Origin of the sequence: Microbacterium songi, from assembly GCF_042747925.1 — a bacterium.
Lineage (GTDB): Bacteria > Actinomycetota > Actinomycetes > Actinomycetales > Microbacteriaceae > Microbacterium.
In genome coordinates this window covers 703,065-717,193 of the sequence record NZ_JBHZIE010000001.1, presented here as the reverse complement: position 1 = coordinate 717,193, position 14,129 = coordinate 703,065, and the positions used below count along the sequence as shown (strand labels likewise).

At 69.2% G+C, this 14,129-nt stretch carries 17 protein-coding genes; 7 read left to right on the top strand and 10 right to left on the bottom strand.

Going from position 1 to position 14,129, the window contains the following annotated elements; genetic code table 11:
* Window position 1: 1 nt before the first annotated feature.
* Window positions 2-2,080, bottom strand: coding sequence for an ABC transporter ATP-binding protein (locus ACFM35_RS03690; RefSeq protein WP_378838663.1), 2,079 nt, complete (start codon window positions 2,078-2,080; stop codon window positions 2-4).
* Between the two features lie 72 nt (window positions 2,081-2,152).
* Here ACFM35_RS03690 and ACFM35_RS03685 point away from each other — a divergent pair, with 72 nt between their 5' ends.
* Window positions 2,153-2,365 carry a hypothetical protein gene (locus ACFM35_RS03685; RefSeq protein ID WP_378838454.1) on the top strand — a complete coding sequence of 71 codons (213 nt, stop codon included), beginning with the start codon at window positions 2,153-2,155 and terminating at the stop codon, window positions 2,363-2,365.
* A 101-nt stretch (window positions 2,366-2,466) separates the two neighbouring features.
* Window positions 2,467-2,931 (top strand): VanZ family protein, encoded by a 465-nt coding sequence (locus ACFM35_RS03680; protein WP_378838452.1) that lies wholly within the window; start codon window positions 2,467-2,469, stop codon window positions 2,929-2,931.
* Here ACFM35_RS03680 and ACFM35_RS03675 read toward each other — a convergent pair.
* Window positions 2,904-3,995, bottom strand: coding sequence for a sensor histidine kinase (locus tag ACFM35_RS03675; protein ID WP_378838449.1), 1,092 nt, complete (start codon window positions 3,993-3,995; stop codon window positions 2,904-2,906). The two genes, ACFM35_RS03680 and ACFM35_RS03675, sit on opposite strands and share 28 nt — an antisense overlap.
* A complete protein-coding gene (locus ACFM35_RS03670) occupies window positions 3,992-4,651 on the bottom strand; it encodes a response regulator transcription factor (RefSeq protein ID WP_378838447.1) in 660 nt (219 codons plus the stop codon). Before ACFM35_RS03670 ends, ACFM35_RS03675 begins: the two co-directional genes overlap by 4 nt.
* Window positions 4,652-4,738: 87 nt before the next feature.
* Here ACFM35_RS03670 and ACFM35_RS03665 point away from each other — a divergent pair, with 87 nt between their 5' ends.
* The gene (locus tag ACFM35_RS03665) at window positions 4,739-5,338 is read left to right on the top strand and encodes a M15 family metallopeptidase (RefSeq protein WP_378838445.1); all 600 of its coding nucleotides are present in this window, start codon (window positions 4,739-4,741) and stop codon (window positions 5,336-5,338) included.
* A 21-nt stretch (window positions 5,339-5,359) separates the two neighbouring features.
* Here ACFM35_RS03665 and ACFM35_RS03660 read toward each other — a convergent pair whose 3' ends face one another.
* Entirely contained in the window at window positions 5,360-5,992 is a 633-nt protein-coding gene (locus ACFM35_RS03660) for a DUF1345 domain-containing protein (protein ID WP_378838442.1), read from the bottom strand.
* Between the two features lie 94 nt (window positions 5,993-6,086).
* On the opposite strand from ACFM35_RS03660, the gene ACFM35_RS03655 reads away from it, so the two are divergent.
* Entirely contained in the window at window positions 6,087-7,598 is a 1,512-nt protein-coding gene (locus tag ACFM35_RS03655) for an MDR family MFS transporter (RefSeq protein WP_378838438.1), read from the top strand.
* A gap of 56 nt (window positions 7,599-7,654) precedes the next feature.
* Here the strand turns inward: ACFM35_RS03655 and ACFM35_RS03650 are convergent, their stop codons facing one another.
* Window positions 7,655-7,780 (bottom strand): hypothetical protein, encoded by a 126-nt coding sequence (locus ACFM35_RS03650; RefSeq protein WP_378838436.1) that lies wholly within the window; start codon window positions 7,778-7,780, stop codon window positions 7,655-7,657.
* A gap of 170 nt (window positions 7,781-7,950) precedes the next feature.
* On the opposite strand from ACFM35_RS03650, the gene ACFM35_RS03645 reads away from it, so the two are divergent.
* Window positions 7,951-8,133, top strand: coding sequence for a hypothetical protein (locus ACFM35_RS03645; RefSeq protein WP_378838434.1), 183 nt, complete (start codon window positions 7,951-7,953; stop codon window positions 8,131-8,133).
* Window positions 8,134-8,188: 55 nt separating this feature from the next.
* On the opposite strand, the gene ACFM35_RS03640 is transcribed toward ACFM35_RS03645, so the two are convergent.
* Complete coding sequence (locus ACFM35_RS03640) at window positions 8,189-9,040, bottom strand: Fpg/Nei family DNA glycosylase (protein ID WP_378838432.1); 852 nt, start codon at window positions 9,038-9,040, stop codon at window positions 8,189-8,191.
* A gap of 80 nt (window positions 9,041-9,120) precedes the next feature.
* On the opposite strand from ACFM35_RS03640, the gene ACFM35_RS03635 reads away from it, so the two are divergent.
* Window positions 9,121-9,420 (top strand): DUF4242 domain-containing protein, encoded by a 300-nt coding sequence (locus tag ACFM35_RS03635; RefSeq protein ID WP_378838429.1) that lies wholly within the window; start codon window positions 9,121-9,123, stop codon window positions 9,418-9,420.
* Between the two features lies 1 nt (window position 9,421).
* Here ACFM35_RS03635 and ACFM35_RS03630 read toward each other — a convergent pair whose 3' ends face one another.
* Together ACFM35_RS03630 and ACFM35_RS03625 are read right to left on the bottom strand one after the other, a co-directional pair.
* A complete protein-coding gene (locus ACFM35_RS03630; protein ID WP_378838426.1) occupies window positions 9,422-9,658 on the bottom strand; it encodes a response regulator transcription factor in 237 nt (78 codons plus the stop codon).
* A 177-nt stretch (window positions 9,659-9,835) separates the two neighbouring features.
* Window positions 9,836-12,289 carry an ATP-binding protein gene (locus ACFM35_RS03625; RefSeq protein ID WP_378838423.1) on the bottom strand — a complete coding sequence of 818 codons (2,454 nt, stop codon included), beginning with the start codon at window positions 12,287-12,289 and terminating at the stop codon, window positions 9,836-9,838.
* A 146-nt stretch (window positions 12,290-12,435) separates the two neighbouring features.
* Between ACFM35_RS03625 and ACFM35_RS03620 the strand changes: the two genes are divergently transcribed.
* Entirely contained in the window at window positions 12,436-12,672 is a 237-nt protein-coding gene (locus ACFM35_RS03620) for a hypothetical protein (RefSeq protein WP_378838421.1), read from the top strand.
* A 36-nt stretch (window positions 12,673-12,708) separates the two neighbouring features.
* Here the strand turns inward: ACFM35_RS03620 and ACFM35_RS03615 are convergent, their stop codons facing one another.
* Both ACFM35_RS03615 and ACFM35_RS03610 read right to left on the bottom strand, forming a co-directional pair.
* The gene (locus ACFM35_RS03615; RefSeq protein WP_378838418.1) at window positions 12,709-13,419 is read right to left on the bottom strand and encodes a VIT1/CCC1 transporter family protein; all 711 of its coding nucleotides are present in this window, start codon (window positions 13,417-13,419) and stop codon (window positions 12,709-12,711) included.
* A 27-nt stretch (window positions 13,420-13,446) separates the two neighbouring features.
* Window positions 13,447-14,112 carry a response regulator transcription factor gene (locus ACFM35_RS03610; RefSeq protein ID WP_378838415.1) on the bottom strand — a complete coding sequence of 222 codons (666 nt, stop codon included), beginning with the start codon at window positions 14,110-14,112 and terminating at the stop codon, window positions 13,447-13,449.
* Window positions 14,113-14,129: the final 17 nt, after the last annotated feature.

The window sequence follows — 14,129 nt, the reverse complement described above, 5'->3', positions numbered from 1 at the left end:
GTCAGCGCTCGCGACCCGATGTCTGCGGCAGCTCCGGCCAGGGCGCGGCCTGCTCTCCCAGCATCCCCGGTCCGTGCGCCTCGGGAGCGTCGGAGAACAGGAGCGCACCGGTCGTCTCCGGCACCAGGACAGGGGGTCCTGCGGGGGCGTCGGGCGCGGCGTCCGCGCGCCGCTCGGGGTGGTCCGCCGCGGGTTGGGTCTCCTCGGCCTGCAGGATCTTCGTCGCCGCGATCTGCTCGGCGGCGAGTTCCGCGTAGAGCCCGCCCGCCTGGATGAGCTCGGCGTGCGTGCCCGACTCCACGATCCGTCCGCCGTCCACGACATGGATGACGTCCGCGTGGATCACCGTCGACAGCCGGTGCGCGACCGACAGTGTCGTGCGGCCGCGAGCCGCGGCATCCAATGCCTCTTGGACCACGCGCTCCGAGACCGTGTCGAGCGCCGACGTCGCTTCGTCCAGCAGAAGGACCGGTGGGTCCTTGAGCAGCACCCGGGCGATCGCGATGCGCTGCTTCTCCCCACCGGAGAGGCGGTAGCCGCGCTCTCCCACGATGGTGTCGTAGCCCTGCTCGAAACCGACGATCACATGGTGGATGTTCGCGGCGCGGCAGGCGGCCTCGAGCTCGGCGTCCGTCGCGTCCGGTTTCGCGTAGCGGAGGTTGTCGGCGACGGTGGCGTGGAACAGATAGGTCTCCTGCGACACGATCCCGACGTGGTCGATGATCGCTGCCCGTCGCAGCGTGCGGACGTCGGCCCCGGCGAACATCACGTGCCCCTCGGACGCCTCGTACATGCGGGGGGTCAGGTAGAGCACGGTCGTCTTCCCGGCACCGGACGGGCCCACGAACGCGACATGCTGTCCGGGCGCGGCGACGAACGACACGCCGCCCAGCGTCGGGCGGGCGTCGGGAGACGCGTCGGGGTAGCGGAAGATCACGTCACGGAACTCGATCGTCCCCAGCTCGCCGGGTGCATCGGCGACGTCGATGGCGTCGGGTGCGTCGGTGATCGCGGGCTTCAGATCGAGGTACTCGAAAATGCGCGCGAACAGTGCCTTGGATGTCTGCAGATCGAGCGCGACACGCATGAGCGCCATCAGCGGGAACAGCAGTCGCGCCTGCACGGTCGTGAAGGCGACGATCATTCCCGCGGTGATGTCGGTGCTCCCGCCGGTGAGGAGGAACCCGGCGACCAGGTAGATCACGGCGGGTACCGACGACATCAGGACGCCGACGACGGCGAAGAACCACTGGCCGCTCATCGTCTGGCTCACCTGCAGCCGCACCTGGTTCGCGGTCTCCGAGGCATACCGTCGTTCTTCCGTGCGCTGCCGGTTGAAGGACTTCGACAGCAGGATGCCCGACACGCTCAGCGTCTCCTGCGTGATGGCCGTCAGCTCGGACAGCGATTCCTGCGTCTCGGCGGCGATGCGCGCACGCACGATGCCCACGCGCCGCTGCACGAGCGCGAGGATCGGCAGAGTGATGACCGCGATGATCGTGAGGCGCCAATCGATGATGATCATCGCCACGAGCGACGCGATCACCGTCACCAGGTTGCCCAGGATGCTGGTCATCGTCGTCGTCAGCACGCCGGCGACCCCGCCGACGTCGTTCTGCAGACGGGACTGGATGACGCCGGTCTTCGTGCGGGTGAAGAACGCGAGATCCATCTCCTGGAGATGGGAGAACAGACGCAGGCGCAGGTCGCCGGTGATGCGGTTGCCCACGGACGACGTGAGCCAGGTCTGCACGATGTTTATCCCCGACGAGGCCACGAAGAGGCCGACCATCATGGCCACGAGCTGAATCAGCAGACCGAGCTGCGGTCCCCCCTCCGCAGGGAACAGGGCGTCGTCGAAGATGCGCTCGATCACGAGCGCGGGGATGACCCCCAGCGCCGCGCTGATGACGACCAGGATGCCGGTGACGGTGAGCCGGCCGCTGTAGGGCCGGAACAGGGAGACGACCCGCGCTCCCAGATCGGGGATCTTGGGTGCGGCGGCGTTCTCGGCCCTCTGGGCCTTCGGGTCGACCAGGCGGCCGCCCCCACCACCGCCGCGTCCACCGCGCATGCCCATGCTCATCCGGTCAGCGTATCCCCGCACTCGGACATCCGGCGCCGACGGCGCAGCGCCCGCTAGGCTCGCGGCATGGCCAGCACACCCGAACAGCCCCTCGACGGCGAAGATCTGAAGGCACTCCGCGAGGAGATCGACGAGCTTCAGGCGGTCCCGCAGGAGGAGCTGCTGAGCCCGCTGCCGACAGACGTCGAGCAGGAGGAGCTCGTCCCCCATCCCACCGACGCGATCGGGTCGGAGAAGTGGGACGAGCCCGCCGACGAGGAACACCTCGACCAGGAATAGGGCGACGCGCGGGAGCTCTCCTTCCGCATACGCTCCGGCAACATCGGTGCGCGTGAACTGAACCTGCCGGTCTCCGACGTCCCGGCGGAAGAGGTCTGCTCATGCCCCGTCCCCCGCGCGCCCGGCCGACGCGCTCCATCCTGCTGGCCGCACTGGCGACCGTCGCGGTGGTCGGTGTCCTCACGCTGGCGCCCCGATCGATCGTGGGTCCCGCCCGCGGTGCGGTCATGGGCGCGATGGACGCGGCGACCTCGCCGCTCCGCGTCGCCATCGGCTACGGCGACGCGGAGATCGTCCTGAACCTCTTCCTGTTCGTGCCGCTCGGTGCGCTGCTCGCACTGCTGCTGAGCCCGCGAGCGTGGCCGCTCCCGATCGCGGCCGGGCTCGCCCTGTCGGCGGCCGTGGAGATCGCACAGCGAGCAGTCCCCGGTCGCGTGCCCGACACCGACGACATTCTCTGGAACACCGTCGGTGCGGCCGTGGGTGTGGCCGTCGTGACGGTTCCGCGCGTGATGGCGACTGCTCTCCCACGCGGTCGTCAGCGGGCGAGGTCGACCCGCACGTGAAGGCCGCCGGACGCGGGCGCGGTGACGGACAGCGTGCCGGCGTGCGCTCGGACGATCGAGGCGACGATCGTGAGCCCGAGGCCCGCCCCGTCGTGACCACCCGCCGTGCGCGCCCGTCCGGCGCCACGGACGAACGGATCGGTGAGCGTCGCGACCACGTCCCCGGACAGCACCGGTCCTCCGTTGGACACGGTCAGCACCCCCGCCGTGGACAGCACGACGCGCACCCAGCCCCCGTCGACGTTGTGTGCGAGGGCGTTGCCGAGCAGGTTCGACGCGAGCTGACGCAGGAGCACGCAGTCACCGTTCACCACGGACGGCTCGATGGACGCCGTCAGCGCGATGCCGCGGGCCGCGGCATCCGCCTTCGACTCCTCGATCGTGTCGGAGACGACCGCGGCGAGATCCAGGGGCGCCGTCCGCAGGGCACCGCCCCCTTCGACCCGCGCGATCGTGAGAAGCGCCTCGGCGGAGGCGATCGCCCGTTCGTTCGTCGCGGCGATACGCCGCAGGAGCAGCTCGACGTCGCGGCCGCCGGGGTCCGCCTGCGCGACCTCGACCAGGGTGCGGATGATCGCATGGGGAGTGCGGAGTTCGTGCGAGGCATTGGCGGCGAACACCCGCTCCGCGTCGACCGTTCGCTGCACTCGGTCGAGCATCGCATCGAGGGTGTCGGACAGATCGGTGAGCTCGTCGCGGCGGCCGTCCAGGTCGATCCGATGACCGAGGTCGCCGTCGCGGACGAGGGCCGCACCTTCCGTCATCCGATCGAGCGGCCGTAGGACGGCCCCGGCGAGCAGCCAGCCGCCGCCGAGCCCGATCGCGGCCAGCAGGGCCATCGCCCACCAGGCGTAGCGCACGAACACCTCGAGGAGGTCGCCACGATTCGGCGCCCATGAGCCGCCGTCCAGTGACAGGTTGCCGTCGGGGACGAAGCGAAGCAGCAGGAACCCCACGATGAACAGCGCGATCCCGGCCACCACGAGGAAGGCCGCGTAGCTCGAGGCCAGCTTGACGCGGATCGAGAGTCCCGGTCGCCGAGCACCCAGGCGGCGCCCGCTCATGTCGTCATCCGATATCCGACGCCCGACACCGTCTCGATCACCCAGGGCTCCCCCAGACGTTTGCGCAGCGTCGAGATCGTGATGCGGACGGCGTTCGTGAACGGGTCCGCGTTCTCGTCCCACGCGCGTTCCAGAAGGTCTTCGGCGCTCACGACGCCGCCCCCAGCCGTCATCAGGACGTCGAGCACGGCGAACTGCTTGCGGGTGAGCGACACGAACCGATCGTCACGGAACACCTCGCGCCGGAATCGATCGAGCCGCACCCCCGCGACTTCCAGGATCGGCGGCGTTCCCGCCGCAGTTCGTCGGTCGAGGGCACGCAGCCGCAGGACGAGCTCACGCATCGCGAACGGCTTCGTGAGGTAGTCGTCCGCTCCGCTCTCGAAGCCCCGCGCCTTGTCGTCGAGCCGATCCGCGGCGGTGAGCATCAGTACGCGCGGACTCCGCTGCGCACTCGCCAGCCGACGGGCGATCTCGTCGCCGTTCGGCGGGGGGATGTCGCGATCGAGCACGACGACGTCGTAGGAGTTGACGGCGAGCTGCTCGAGCGCGGCCTCCCCATCATGCGCGAGATCGGCGGCGATCGCCTCGAGGCGGAGCCCGTCTCGGATGGCCTCGGCGAGGAAGACCTCGTCCTCGACGATCAGTACGCGCATCTCCCCAGCGTAGGACGCGCGACATATCGGCGACGTATGCGTTTGCGCGTACGTCCGGGCAACAGCCGTCCGCGTGAAATGGCCTGCATGTCATCGCGTTCGCTCCCCACATCCGTCATTCAGCCGTCACGGCGTCGCCTGCCCTTCCTCCTCGTCGTTCTCGGCGCCGTGATCTCGGCGGGCCTCGCCGGAGTCGCACTGCTGCTGGTGCAAGGCGCCTTCGCCGCCGTGGCCGCGCCGTTCTCGCCGAGCGCGACCGACGGGCTCATCGCCGAGGGAATGGTCGTCACGATCGACGACGACGATGTGCCCGCGGTCGCGCGTCTGAACCGATCCCTCCGCGACGCACTGAGACAGGCGGAGAGGGATGCCGCCGCTGACGGGATCTCGTTGTACGTGACGAGCGGCTGGCGGAGCACCGGCTACCAGCGCTGGCTGTTCGAAGACGCCGTCGAGCTCTACGCCAGTGAAGAGGTCGCACGACAGTACGTCGCCACTCCGGAGCGCTCGAGCCACGTGACCGGCGACGCCGTCGACGTGGGGCCGATCGATGCCCAATTCTGGCTCATGGAGCACGGCCCCGCCTACGGCATCTGCCAGACGTACGCCAACGAACGGTGGCACTACGAACTGGCCACGGCTCCCGGCGGAACATGCCCCGAGATGAAGCTCGACGCCGCGTCGTGACCGCCGCAGAGCGGGCGCTGGTCAGCTGAGGCCCGCCACAAGGTTGACCACCGACGCGAGGATCACCGCTCCGAAGAGATAGGCGAGCAGACTCTGCGCGATCACGATCCGCCGAAGGGCGTTGGTCTGCACGTTGGTGTCGGACACCTGGTAGGTCAGACCGAGGCCGACGGCGAAGTAGATGAAATCGGTGTACATCGGGTCCTCGTCCTGATTGAAGCTGATGCCTCCCACCGGTTCGGCGTAGTACACCCGGGCCACGCGCAGCATGTAGTCGATCTGGATGAGCGCCCACGACGACACCACGCTCACCAGGGCGATGCCCGCGAGCAGGAACTGATCACCGCGCCCGAGATCGTTCGACTGCAGCAGCACCGCCGCCACCGCCCCGAGGCTGGCCACGCTCCCGATCACCGCGATGAGACGCGCCAACCGCCGACCCGGGTCTTCGCGGCGGGCGTGGGTGCGCGTCGCCTCGGCCCCCATCGGCCACACCACGCAGAGGATCCATACGAAGATCACCGTGGCCGCCGTCCCCCACCCCGCGAGCAGGCCCGCGGCGAGTCCCCACCGGCCGCCGATCACGCATCCCACCGCGATCCCGCCCACCGTTCCCGCGATGAGCCGCCCGATCGGACCCGAGAGCATTGCCATGAGCCGATCGTTTCACCCGGCGCGGGAATCAGATGTCGGCGCGCGCCGTTACGTTGGAAGTGCCGACTCCGGCCGACGCACCGATGGGACTCCGATGACTGCCGAGACCGACAGCCTTCGCACGGCGAACGCCGCGAACACTCGATCCGCGATCAGCGCGAAGGATTCGCGCGTCATCTGGCTGCTGCTGGGTGCCGCGTTCGTGGTGATCCTGAACGAGACGATCATGAACGTCGCGATCCCGCACCTGATGACCGATCTGTCGATCACGGCGCTGGCAGCGCAGTGGCTCACGACCGCGTTCATGCTGACCATGGCCGTCGTGATCCCCATCACCGGGTTCCTGCTGCAGCGCTTCACGACGCGGCAGGCGTTCATCGGCGGCATGACGCTGTTCTCGCTGGGCACGCTCACCGCCGCGCTCGCGCCCGGTTTCGAGGTTCTGCTCGTCGGTCGTGTCATTCAGGCGTCGGGCACGGCCATCATGATGCCCCTTCTGATGACCACGATCATGACCCTCGTTCCGATCCACGCGCGCGGTCGCATGATGGGGCGCGTCTCCGTCGTCATCTCGGTGGCCCCCGCGATCGGTCCGACACTGTCGGGTGTCGTCCTCGAGACGCTCAACTGGCGGTGGCTTTTCGGCATCGTCCTGCCCATCGCCGTGGCGATGCTCCTGATCGGCGCGAAGTGGGTCACGAACGTGGGCGAGACCCGCCGCGCACCGATCGACCCGCTGTCGATCGTCCTCTCGGCATTCGGCTTCGGCGGCATCGTCTACGGGCTCAGCCAGATCGGTGGTGCCTCCGCACACGGCGGCGACGCCGCAGCGGCTGCGGCGGCATCCACGGCCACCGTCTCGCTGGTGATCGCGCTCCTGGTCGGCCTGGTCTCGCTCACGCTCTTCATCTGGCGCCAACTGCGCCTGCAGCGAGACGATCAGGCGCTGCTGGATCTGCGGGTGTTCCGGTCGGCGAACTTCTCCTTCGCGATGGCGCAGATGTTCATCCTGTCTGCGGCCTTCTTCGGCGCGATCACGATCCTGCCGCTGTACCTTCAGCGCGTTCTGCTGTTGAGCCCGCTGGAAACCGGATTGATCGTTCTGCCGGGGGCACTCATCATGGGCGTCACCGGGCCCGTCATCGGGCGCATCTACGACCAGCGGGGCACGCGCATCCTGATCGTCCCGGGCGCCATCCTCGCGAGCGCGATGCTCTGGTTCTTCACGACGGTGGGGGAAAGCACCCCCGTGTGGGTCATCGTCGCCGCCCAGGTGGTGCTCTCACTGGGGCTCGCGATGTCGTTCACGCCCTTGTTCACCGCGTCCCTCGGCTCGCTCGAGCCGAGGTTCTACTCGTACGGGAGTGCCATCGTGGGAACGGTCCAGCAGGTCGCCGGGGCGGCGGGCATCGCGATCTTCATCACCGTCATGTCCGGGGTCTCGGCGTCGAGCACAGCCGTCGGATTGGACGCCGTCTCCGCCGAGGCGGCCGGGGTCCGTTCGGCGTTCGTGGTCGGAGCGATCCTCTCGCTCTTCGCCGTCGCCGGGTCGTTCTTCGTCCGGAAGCCAGCGGACACCGGTGCAGCTGCCCCGATAGCCCACTGATCGGTCGGAGCGAGCGGCCCGGACCTCCCCTGTGGGCGGATCCGGATGCGCTCAGCTCACATCGAGCAGGCGCCGCCTCCGCAGCACGAGCCGGACGCCTCCGGGGTGAGGAGATTCTGCTCCTCCGATACCGGGGGAAGGGGCTGAAGCGTCTGCACGGGGTTCGCCTGAGTATTCGACATGAGACCAGGCTAGACCGCCCGGCGCGCCCGGGCGTCGACTCGAACACGTTCTGTCGACCGTCGTGTGTCCTTTCCTGCGCCGGTCGCCCATGACGACGGAGGAGTTAGTACGCCGTCGGGCAGGACGCAACCCCATCGCACCCCCGTCTTCGTCGGACTACCGTCGGATCATGAGCGACACCAACGGCGATCTCGACAACACGTCCGACCACGAAGACGACAAGGCGACTCCCAAGCCCGGCGGCCTCGGCGGTGACGGGACGATTCCCCCGCACCCGAACGGCGTGGCTGCCGGCCACACCGGGGAGCCCACGCACTTCGAGCCGGAAGAGGATGAGCAGGCCGACGCCTGACGATCTCGCGGCGGGCGGATCGGTCCCACCGGACCGGACAGCACAGTCGTCGACGCTACGGGGTCGGAACCCCCGCCCCTCCCTGGCAGGTCGGGCACCACTGGGAAGCAGCACCCGAGAAGGCGAACTCGACGATGGTGTCGCCGCACACCGGGCACGGTTCGCCCGCGCGACGGTGCACCCGCATCGTCGCCCGCTTGTCGTCCTTCAGGTCTTCGGGCGGAAGACCGCGACGCGCATGTGCGGCCTCTGACAGGACCGCGCGAGCGGCTGCGTGCAGTCGGACCACCTCGTCCGGTGTCAGCGCGGCGGCGTGCACCACGGGCGAGAGCCGCGCGGCGTGCAGGATCTCGTCGGAGTAGGCATTGCCGATCCCCGCTACCGTCGTCTGGTCCTGCAGCAGCGCCTTGAGCTGTTTTCGTCGACCGGAGAGCAGACCCGACAATCGCTCGACGGTGAATGACGGGTCGAGGGGGTCGGGGCCGAGTTTGGCGATCGCCGGAACGTCCTCCACCTTCGTGACGACGAAGACGGACAGTCCCTTCCACTGACCGTCGTCGGTGAGGTCGAACCCCGATCCGTCGTCGAGCCGCACACGGGCGATCAGCGTCGCTTCACCGGAACGCCGATCTCCTTCGGGAACGGTGTCGTGCCACAGGAGCCAACCGTCGTGACCCCAGTGCACGACGAGGTGCAGCCGCATGGCGTCCTCATTCTCGAGCACCACGTCGAGCATCTTTCCGTGGCGGACGACGCCCGCGATCCGGCATCCGATGACCGTCTCGACGGACGTGGCGTCGGTCTTCAGAGCCTTCGGCAGGCGGATGTCGATGCTCCGGATCACACGGCCGACGGTTCTGCCGGAGACGAACTCGGCAAGTGCCTGCACCTCGGGAGACTCGGGCATGGCGCCATGATGCCACGCCCCGCGTGCGGAATGACGCATTCTGGTCATCGCGCGGAACGGCCCTGCGGCGTAACCTCGGCGTGTCAGCCACCGAAGGGATCGAGGTCATGCCGTATTACGTGATCGAACGCAACTTCGCCGACGCTCTCGAGGTCCCCCTCGAATCGGCCGCCGACGTGAAGCTCGTCAACGACGAGGAGGACGTCCGCTGGCTGTTCTCCTTCCTGTCGGTGGACCGGCGCAAGACCTACTGCCTGTACGAGGCGGCGTCGCCCGAGGCGATCCGCTCTGCCGCCGCCCACTTGGGCATACCCGCCGATGCCGTGATCGAGGTCGCGGGACGACTGATGCCCGACGGCATGCTCCTCGGCGCGGAGTGACTCACCCCGCGAGGTCATGGGCGCGCGCGTAACGCGCCGCCTGCGTCCTGTTCGCCGAACCCGTTTTCCACAGGATGCTGCGCACGTGGTTTGCCGCGGTGTGCTCGCTGATCACGAGACGTCGGGCGATCTCGCGATTGCTGCACCCTTCCGCGAGCAACCCGATCACCTCGACCTCGCGCTCGCTCAGCCCGTCGCCGCGCCCCGGGCCCCTGCGCCCCTGCTGACGTCGGAGCATCCAGCGCACCCTCGCCCAGTCCGCGCGCTCCGCGGCCTCCCCCGCGGTCCTTTCGAGAACCGCGACCTGCGGTGAACGGGGGTCCGCGCGGCGCAGGTGTCGTGCCCACGCGAGCCGGGTGTATGCGGCGTCCAATCGCGCGCCCGTGCTGTCGGCGAGACGGAGGGCCTTCGCGAATCAAGCGTCGGGATCGCCCGTCCCGCTTACCGAGTCGAGTTCGCCCACGTACCGATCCGCCGCACCGAGCGGAGCGACGAACCACCCCGCGAGCAGGTTCAGGCCGGCGTGTCGGTCGACAGCGGGACGGATGGCGGCGGCGGCATCCCGGTCCTCCAGCCAGCACGCGGCCTCCGCCATGAAGGCGAGCCACGCCGGCCATTCCGCCGAATGCGCCGGGTGCTCCACGGACAGGGGAAGAGCCTCCCCCAACACGCGACGGGCCGGTTGCTTCATCTCGAGTTCGCAATACAACGAGAGCAGACCGGGGACCCATCGTCCGCGGGTCGACTCCGCTCCGGTCAGAAGGGGCGCGATGCGGGTGACCGCCCGCGTCTCGCGACGCAGGATGTAGCTCTGGAGCGCCGAGACCCCGTCGTCGCGGTCGGACTTGAGATCACCGTCCGCGCGACGCACGAGCTCCGCAGTGACGGCGGCGTCCGCGAGGCGACCCTCGATGACCGATCGCCCGAACCGTGTGCTGTAGACCCAGTAGTTCCAATAGGAGCCAGACCGCGCTGCGACATCCACGAGATCGCTTTCCGCCTGATCCATCCCGGCCCCGTCACCCACGATGTAGCAGGCCATCCCGCGGATGTTGACGCCGGCGTTGTATTCGTCGCTGCCCACCGCGCTGAGCTCGCGCAACTCGACGGCGTCCGCCAGGATGCCGCGCACATCGGCCGCGCGCATCCCCAGGTTCACCGAGTAGCGCAACGCGACCGTGAGCGCCGCGGGGCTCTCGGCGTCCCGCGCACGTCGCACCATCTGCGACGAGAGTGCGCGCGCCCTCTCCATGTCGCCCGTGAAGGCGAGGGCGCGCGCCGTGGAGGAGCCGAGCTGGACTTCCTCAGCGAAGGTCATGCCGTCGCGCGACGCCCGGGTGAGGAGCGCGAGCGCCCGACGGCCGTCGAGCCCCGGGCGCCAGGACGCCTCCTCGAAACCGATCGCGGCCGCCCGTCTCTGTGCAGGTGAGCCCTGTTCCGCCACCAGTTCCAGCAGCGCCCGCGCTCGCGCGAAATCGGCCGTCGACACCCACGCGCGAGCCGCACGCAGCCGGAGGTCGTCCGCGGCGACACGATCCACGCAGGAGCCGGCCGCCCGCTCGAAGAGCCGTCCTGCCTCCTCATGCGCCAGTGAACGGTGAGCATGCTCTGCCGCCCGCGTCAGGTATTCCACGGCCTCGTCGCCGTAACCGAGCGGACGCGCAGACGCGAAGTGGTGCGCGAGGCGCTGAACCAGGCGCGGCGCGTTGGGGACGCCGTCCCTCAAGGCGACCGCCGTTCGGGCATGAAGCTGCGCCGTCTCCGTCGAGGACATCTGATCGAGCACGGCCTGCCGGGCGATGGCGTGCGGAAAGCGGTAGGACTCGCGGACGAGCCGCGGTGGTTCCAGCAGGCCGCTCGCGATCGCGGCATCCACTCCCCCCAGCGTGTCTGCGGGGGCGCACTCGCTCACGGCGATCAGCTCCGCGAGATCGACGTCGAGTCCCAGGATCGCGGCATGCCGCAGCGTGCGCTGAGCCGTCGGCGCCAGAGCTGTGATGCGCTCGCGAAGCAGGTCGTTGACCGACTCAGGGAGCTCGACGATCGGTCCACGTTCGGCTGCGGCTGACACGACCTGCTGCCACGTCTCACGGAGCAGAAACGGATTGCCGCCCGTGAGCTCGCCGAGGATGCGCGCCGGCTCGCGCGCTGCCTGGGGCGACATGCCCGTTCGGCGGGAGAGGTATTCCTCGACATCCTCCGCCGTCAGAGGGGCGACGTCGATTCGATCGACGTACTCGAGGCGGCTCAGGCGGGCGATGGCGTGTGCGAGCGCATCCGAGCGCTCAGGCGCGGTCACCCGGGCGGTGGTGATCACGAGAACCGCGGCGTCCGAGGTCGTCTCGATGAGCCGCATCAGCAGACGGATGCTGCCCTCATCGGCCCAATGCATGTCTTCGAGAACCAGGACGAGCGGATGGACCGTCGCGGCGGCACGCACCACGCCCACGACGGAGTCGAAGAGCCTGCCCTGCCCGACCAGGGTGGAGCCGTCGTCGTCGTGCCGCGCGAGCTCGGCCAGGACATCGGCGTGGGAGGTACCGCCGGTGGCAGCGAGCGCACCGCGCGCCAGCGGTGTCAGGGCGCGGAGCGGCCCCACGAACGGCTCGTAGGGTGTCGCGAACTCGGGGACGACCGTACCCACGACGACCACCGCGCCGACCGAGTGCCACCGGCGGCACAGTTCTCCGACGAGTCGAGACTTACCCACACCGGGCTCGCCCAGCACGAACAGCGCGCGACCGGCCCCGGCGCGGACACCCGCCCACGCGGACTCGGACGTGGCCACGTTCTCGTCACGCCCGACGAACGGCGGTTGCTCCGTGCTCGTCCAGCGCAACGGCAGTCGTGGCGGAACCCACTCGACCACGCGCTCACCCTACCGCCCGTCCCTCCGCCGGTCGATGACCCGAATCGACCATCTTCGCGCGGGAACAACCTGGGCGGAACAGGTCATGTGTCCACCCGCGCGGCTTCGTAGCGTCTGGGGCACCACATCCTGAAAGGAAGACGCTCATGCACACCTCACGCTCTCGGATCGTCGCGGTCACGGCCGCGGTCATGATCTTCGTCGCACCGGCGGCGCCCGCATCCGCCCGCCCCGAACCGCAGCCCGAAACGGTGCCGTTCCTGAACGCGTACGGAGGCTCGCTCGAGCGGGTGGGCACGCAGTTCGTCCGGGGCGACGACCTCACCGGTGCGGGGGCGGCTGCTCCCGCTCGGGTCCCCGAACTGGGTTCCTGGCGGCCGTGACGCGCACGCATGTGACCCGGCGGGTCGCGCGTCCCGTCAGCCGACGATGCCCGAGGTGCTCAGCAGCGCCCCGATCGCGAAAGTGGCCGCCAGCGCGATCGCTCCGCCCACCACTACGCGCAGCGTGCCGCGCCCGACCGGGCTGCCGCCGATCCTGGCACCGAGTGCTCCGGTGACCGCCAGTGCGACGAGCACGACGCCGAAGGTGGCCGCGACCCGGATGTCGGCGGGCAGCAGGATCGTCAGGAACGGCAGCAGTCCGCCGACGATGAAGGCCAGGGCGGATGCTCCCGCCGCGCGCCACGGACTGACGAGGTCATCAGGATCGATGTTGAGTTCCGCTGCGAGGTGCGCACGCAGGGCATCGTGGGCGGTCAGTTCTTCGGCCACCTGTCGTGCGGTGGCCGGCGAGAGCCCTTGCCCTTCGTACAGTTCCGTCAGTTCCGCAAGCTCGACTTCGGGCATCGTGCGCAGTTCTTCGCGCTCCTTCGCGATCAGCGCTTTCTCGCTGTCGCTCTGACTGCTCACCGAGACGTATTCGCCGAGCGCCATCGAGATGGCGCCGCCGACGAGCGCGGCGACCGTCGCAGGGATGATGGCGGCCGTATCCGGCGTCGCCGCAGCCACGCCGACCGCGATGGCCGCCACGGAGACGATGCCGTCGTTCGCGCCGAGCACACCCGCGCGGAGCCAATTCAGCTTGCCGGCGATTCCCGCGCCGTGCGGCTCATCGGCGTGTGTCGTCATTCCCACACGATAGGCCTCGGTCGGAGCCTACGGCCCGCCCATCCAGTGGTCGATCCGGTGGGTGTCGGGCGCGAAGCCGTTCTTGATGCCGTAGAGCACCGCCTGCGTCCGGCTGGAGGCGCCGATCTTGCGGTACACGGAACGGATATAGGACTTGACCGTGTTGGGGCTCAAGTACGTGAGCTGGGCGACCTCGGAGTTGCTCTTGCCTTGGGTGATCAAGGCGAGGATCTCGGATTCGCGGTCGGTGATGCCCTCGAGCTTGCCCGGCCAGTCCAAGGCCGGGGCGCTGGGGGCCCGGCGCGCCTGCTGGCTGATGACCTGTTCCCCCGCGTGGACGGCCTCGATGGCGGCGACGAGTTCGCGAGCACTGAGGGTCTTCGACAGGTACCCGTGCACGCCCTGACTCTTCGCCGCCTCGATGAGGTCGGGATGGAAGTTCCACGTGTAGACGACCACCTTGTGCGCCCGAGGATTGCGGATCAGCTCCGCGATCTCGTGATGGTCGGACTCGGGCTGAGCGAACGAGTCGTACAGGACGACGTCGACGTGGTCGTCGACGGCGGTGCGGGCGTCGATCTCCGCCACGATCACGCGATCGCGGTATTCGTCGAACAGGTGGGCGAGGCCTTTGAGCACCACGTCGTAGTCGTCGACGAGGGCTACGGTGATCGGTCGCCGGGAGGATAGCATGCTTAACCTTTACACCC

What these genes read in the sequence shown, in the direction of transcription:
- ACFM35_RS03630 (WP_378838426.1), bottom strand. Translation starts at nt 9,658, where the DNA reads ATGCTCCGACGTCAGCAGGGGCGCAGGGGCCCGGGGCGCGGCGACGGG.
- ACFM35_RS03670 (WP_378838447.1), bottom strand. Translation starts at nt 4,651, where the DNA reads ATGCGCGTACTGATCGTCGAGGACGAGGTCTTCCTCGCCGAGGCCATC.
- ACFM35_RS03640 (WP_378838432.1), bottom strand. Translation starts at nt 9,040, where the DNA reads ATGCCCGAGTCTCCCGAGGTGCAGGCACTTGCCGAGTTCGTCTCCGGC.
- ACFM35_RS03650 (WP_378838436.1), bottom strand. Translation starts at nt 7,780, where the DNA reads ATGTCGAATACTCAGGCGAACCCCGTGCAGACGCTTCAGCCCCTTCCC.
- ACFM35_RS03620 (WP_378838421.1), top strand. Translation starts at nt 12,436, where the DNA reads ATGCACACCTCACGCTCTCGGATCGTCGCGGTCACGGCCGCGGTCATG.
- ACFM35_RS03645 (WP_378838434.1), top strand. Translation starts at nt 7,951, where the DNA reads ATGAGCGACACCAACGGCGATCTCGACAACACGTCCGACCACGAAGAC.
- ACFM35_RS03690 (WP_378838663.1), bottom strand. Translation starts at nt 2,080, where the DNA reads ATGGGCATGCGCGGTGGACGCGGCGGTGGTGGGGGCGGCCGCCTGGTC.
- ACFM35_RS03685 (WP_378838454.1), top strand. Translation starts at nt 2,153, where the DNA reads ATGGCCAGCACACCCGAACAGCCCCTCGACGGCGAAGATCTGAAGGCA.
- ACFM35_RS03615 (WP_378838418.1), bottom strand. Translation starts at nt 13,419, where the DNA reads ATGACGACACACGCCGATGAGCCGCACGGCGCGGGAATCGCCGGCAAG.
- ACFM35_RS03675 (WP_378838449.1), bottom strand. Translation starts at nt 3,995, where the DNA reads ATGAGCGGGCGCCGCCTGGGTGCTCGGCGACCGGGACTCTCGATCCGC.
- ACFM35_RS03655 (WP_378838438.1), top strand. Translation starts at nt 6,087, where the DNA reads ATGACTGCCGAGACCGACAGCCTTCGCACGGCGAACGCCGCGAACACT.
- ACFM35_RS03660 (WP_378838442.1), bottom strand. Translation starts at nt 5,992, where the DNA reads ATGGCAATGCTCTCGGGTCCGATCGGGCGGCTCATCGCGGGAACGGTG.
- ACFM35_RS03610 (WP_378838415.1), bottom strand. Translation starts at nt 14,112, where the DNA reads ATGCTATCCTCCCGGCGACCGATCACCGTAGCCCTCGTCGACGACTAC.
- ACFM35_RS03680 (WP_378838452.1), top strand. Translation starts at nt 2,467, where the DNA reads ATGCCCCGTCCCCCGCGCGCCCGGCCGACGCGCTCCATCCTGCTGGCC.
- ACFM35_RS03665 (WP_378838445.1), top strand. Translation starts at nt 4,739, where the DNA reads ATGTCATCGCGTTCGCTCCCCACATCCGTCATTCAGCCGTCACGGCGT.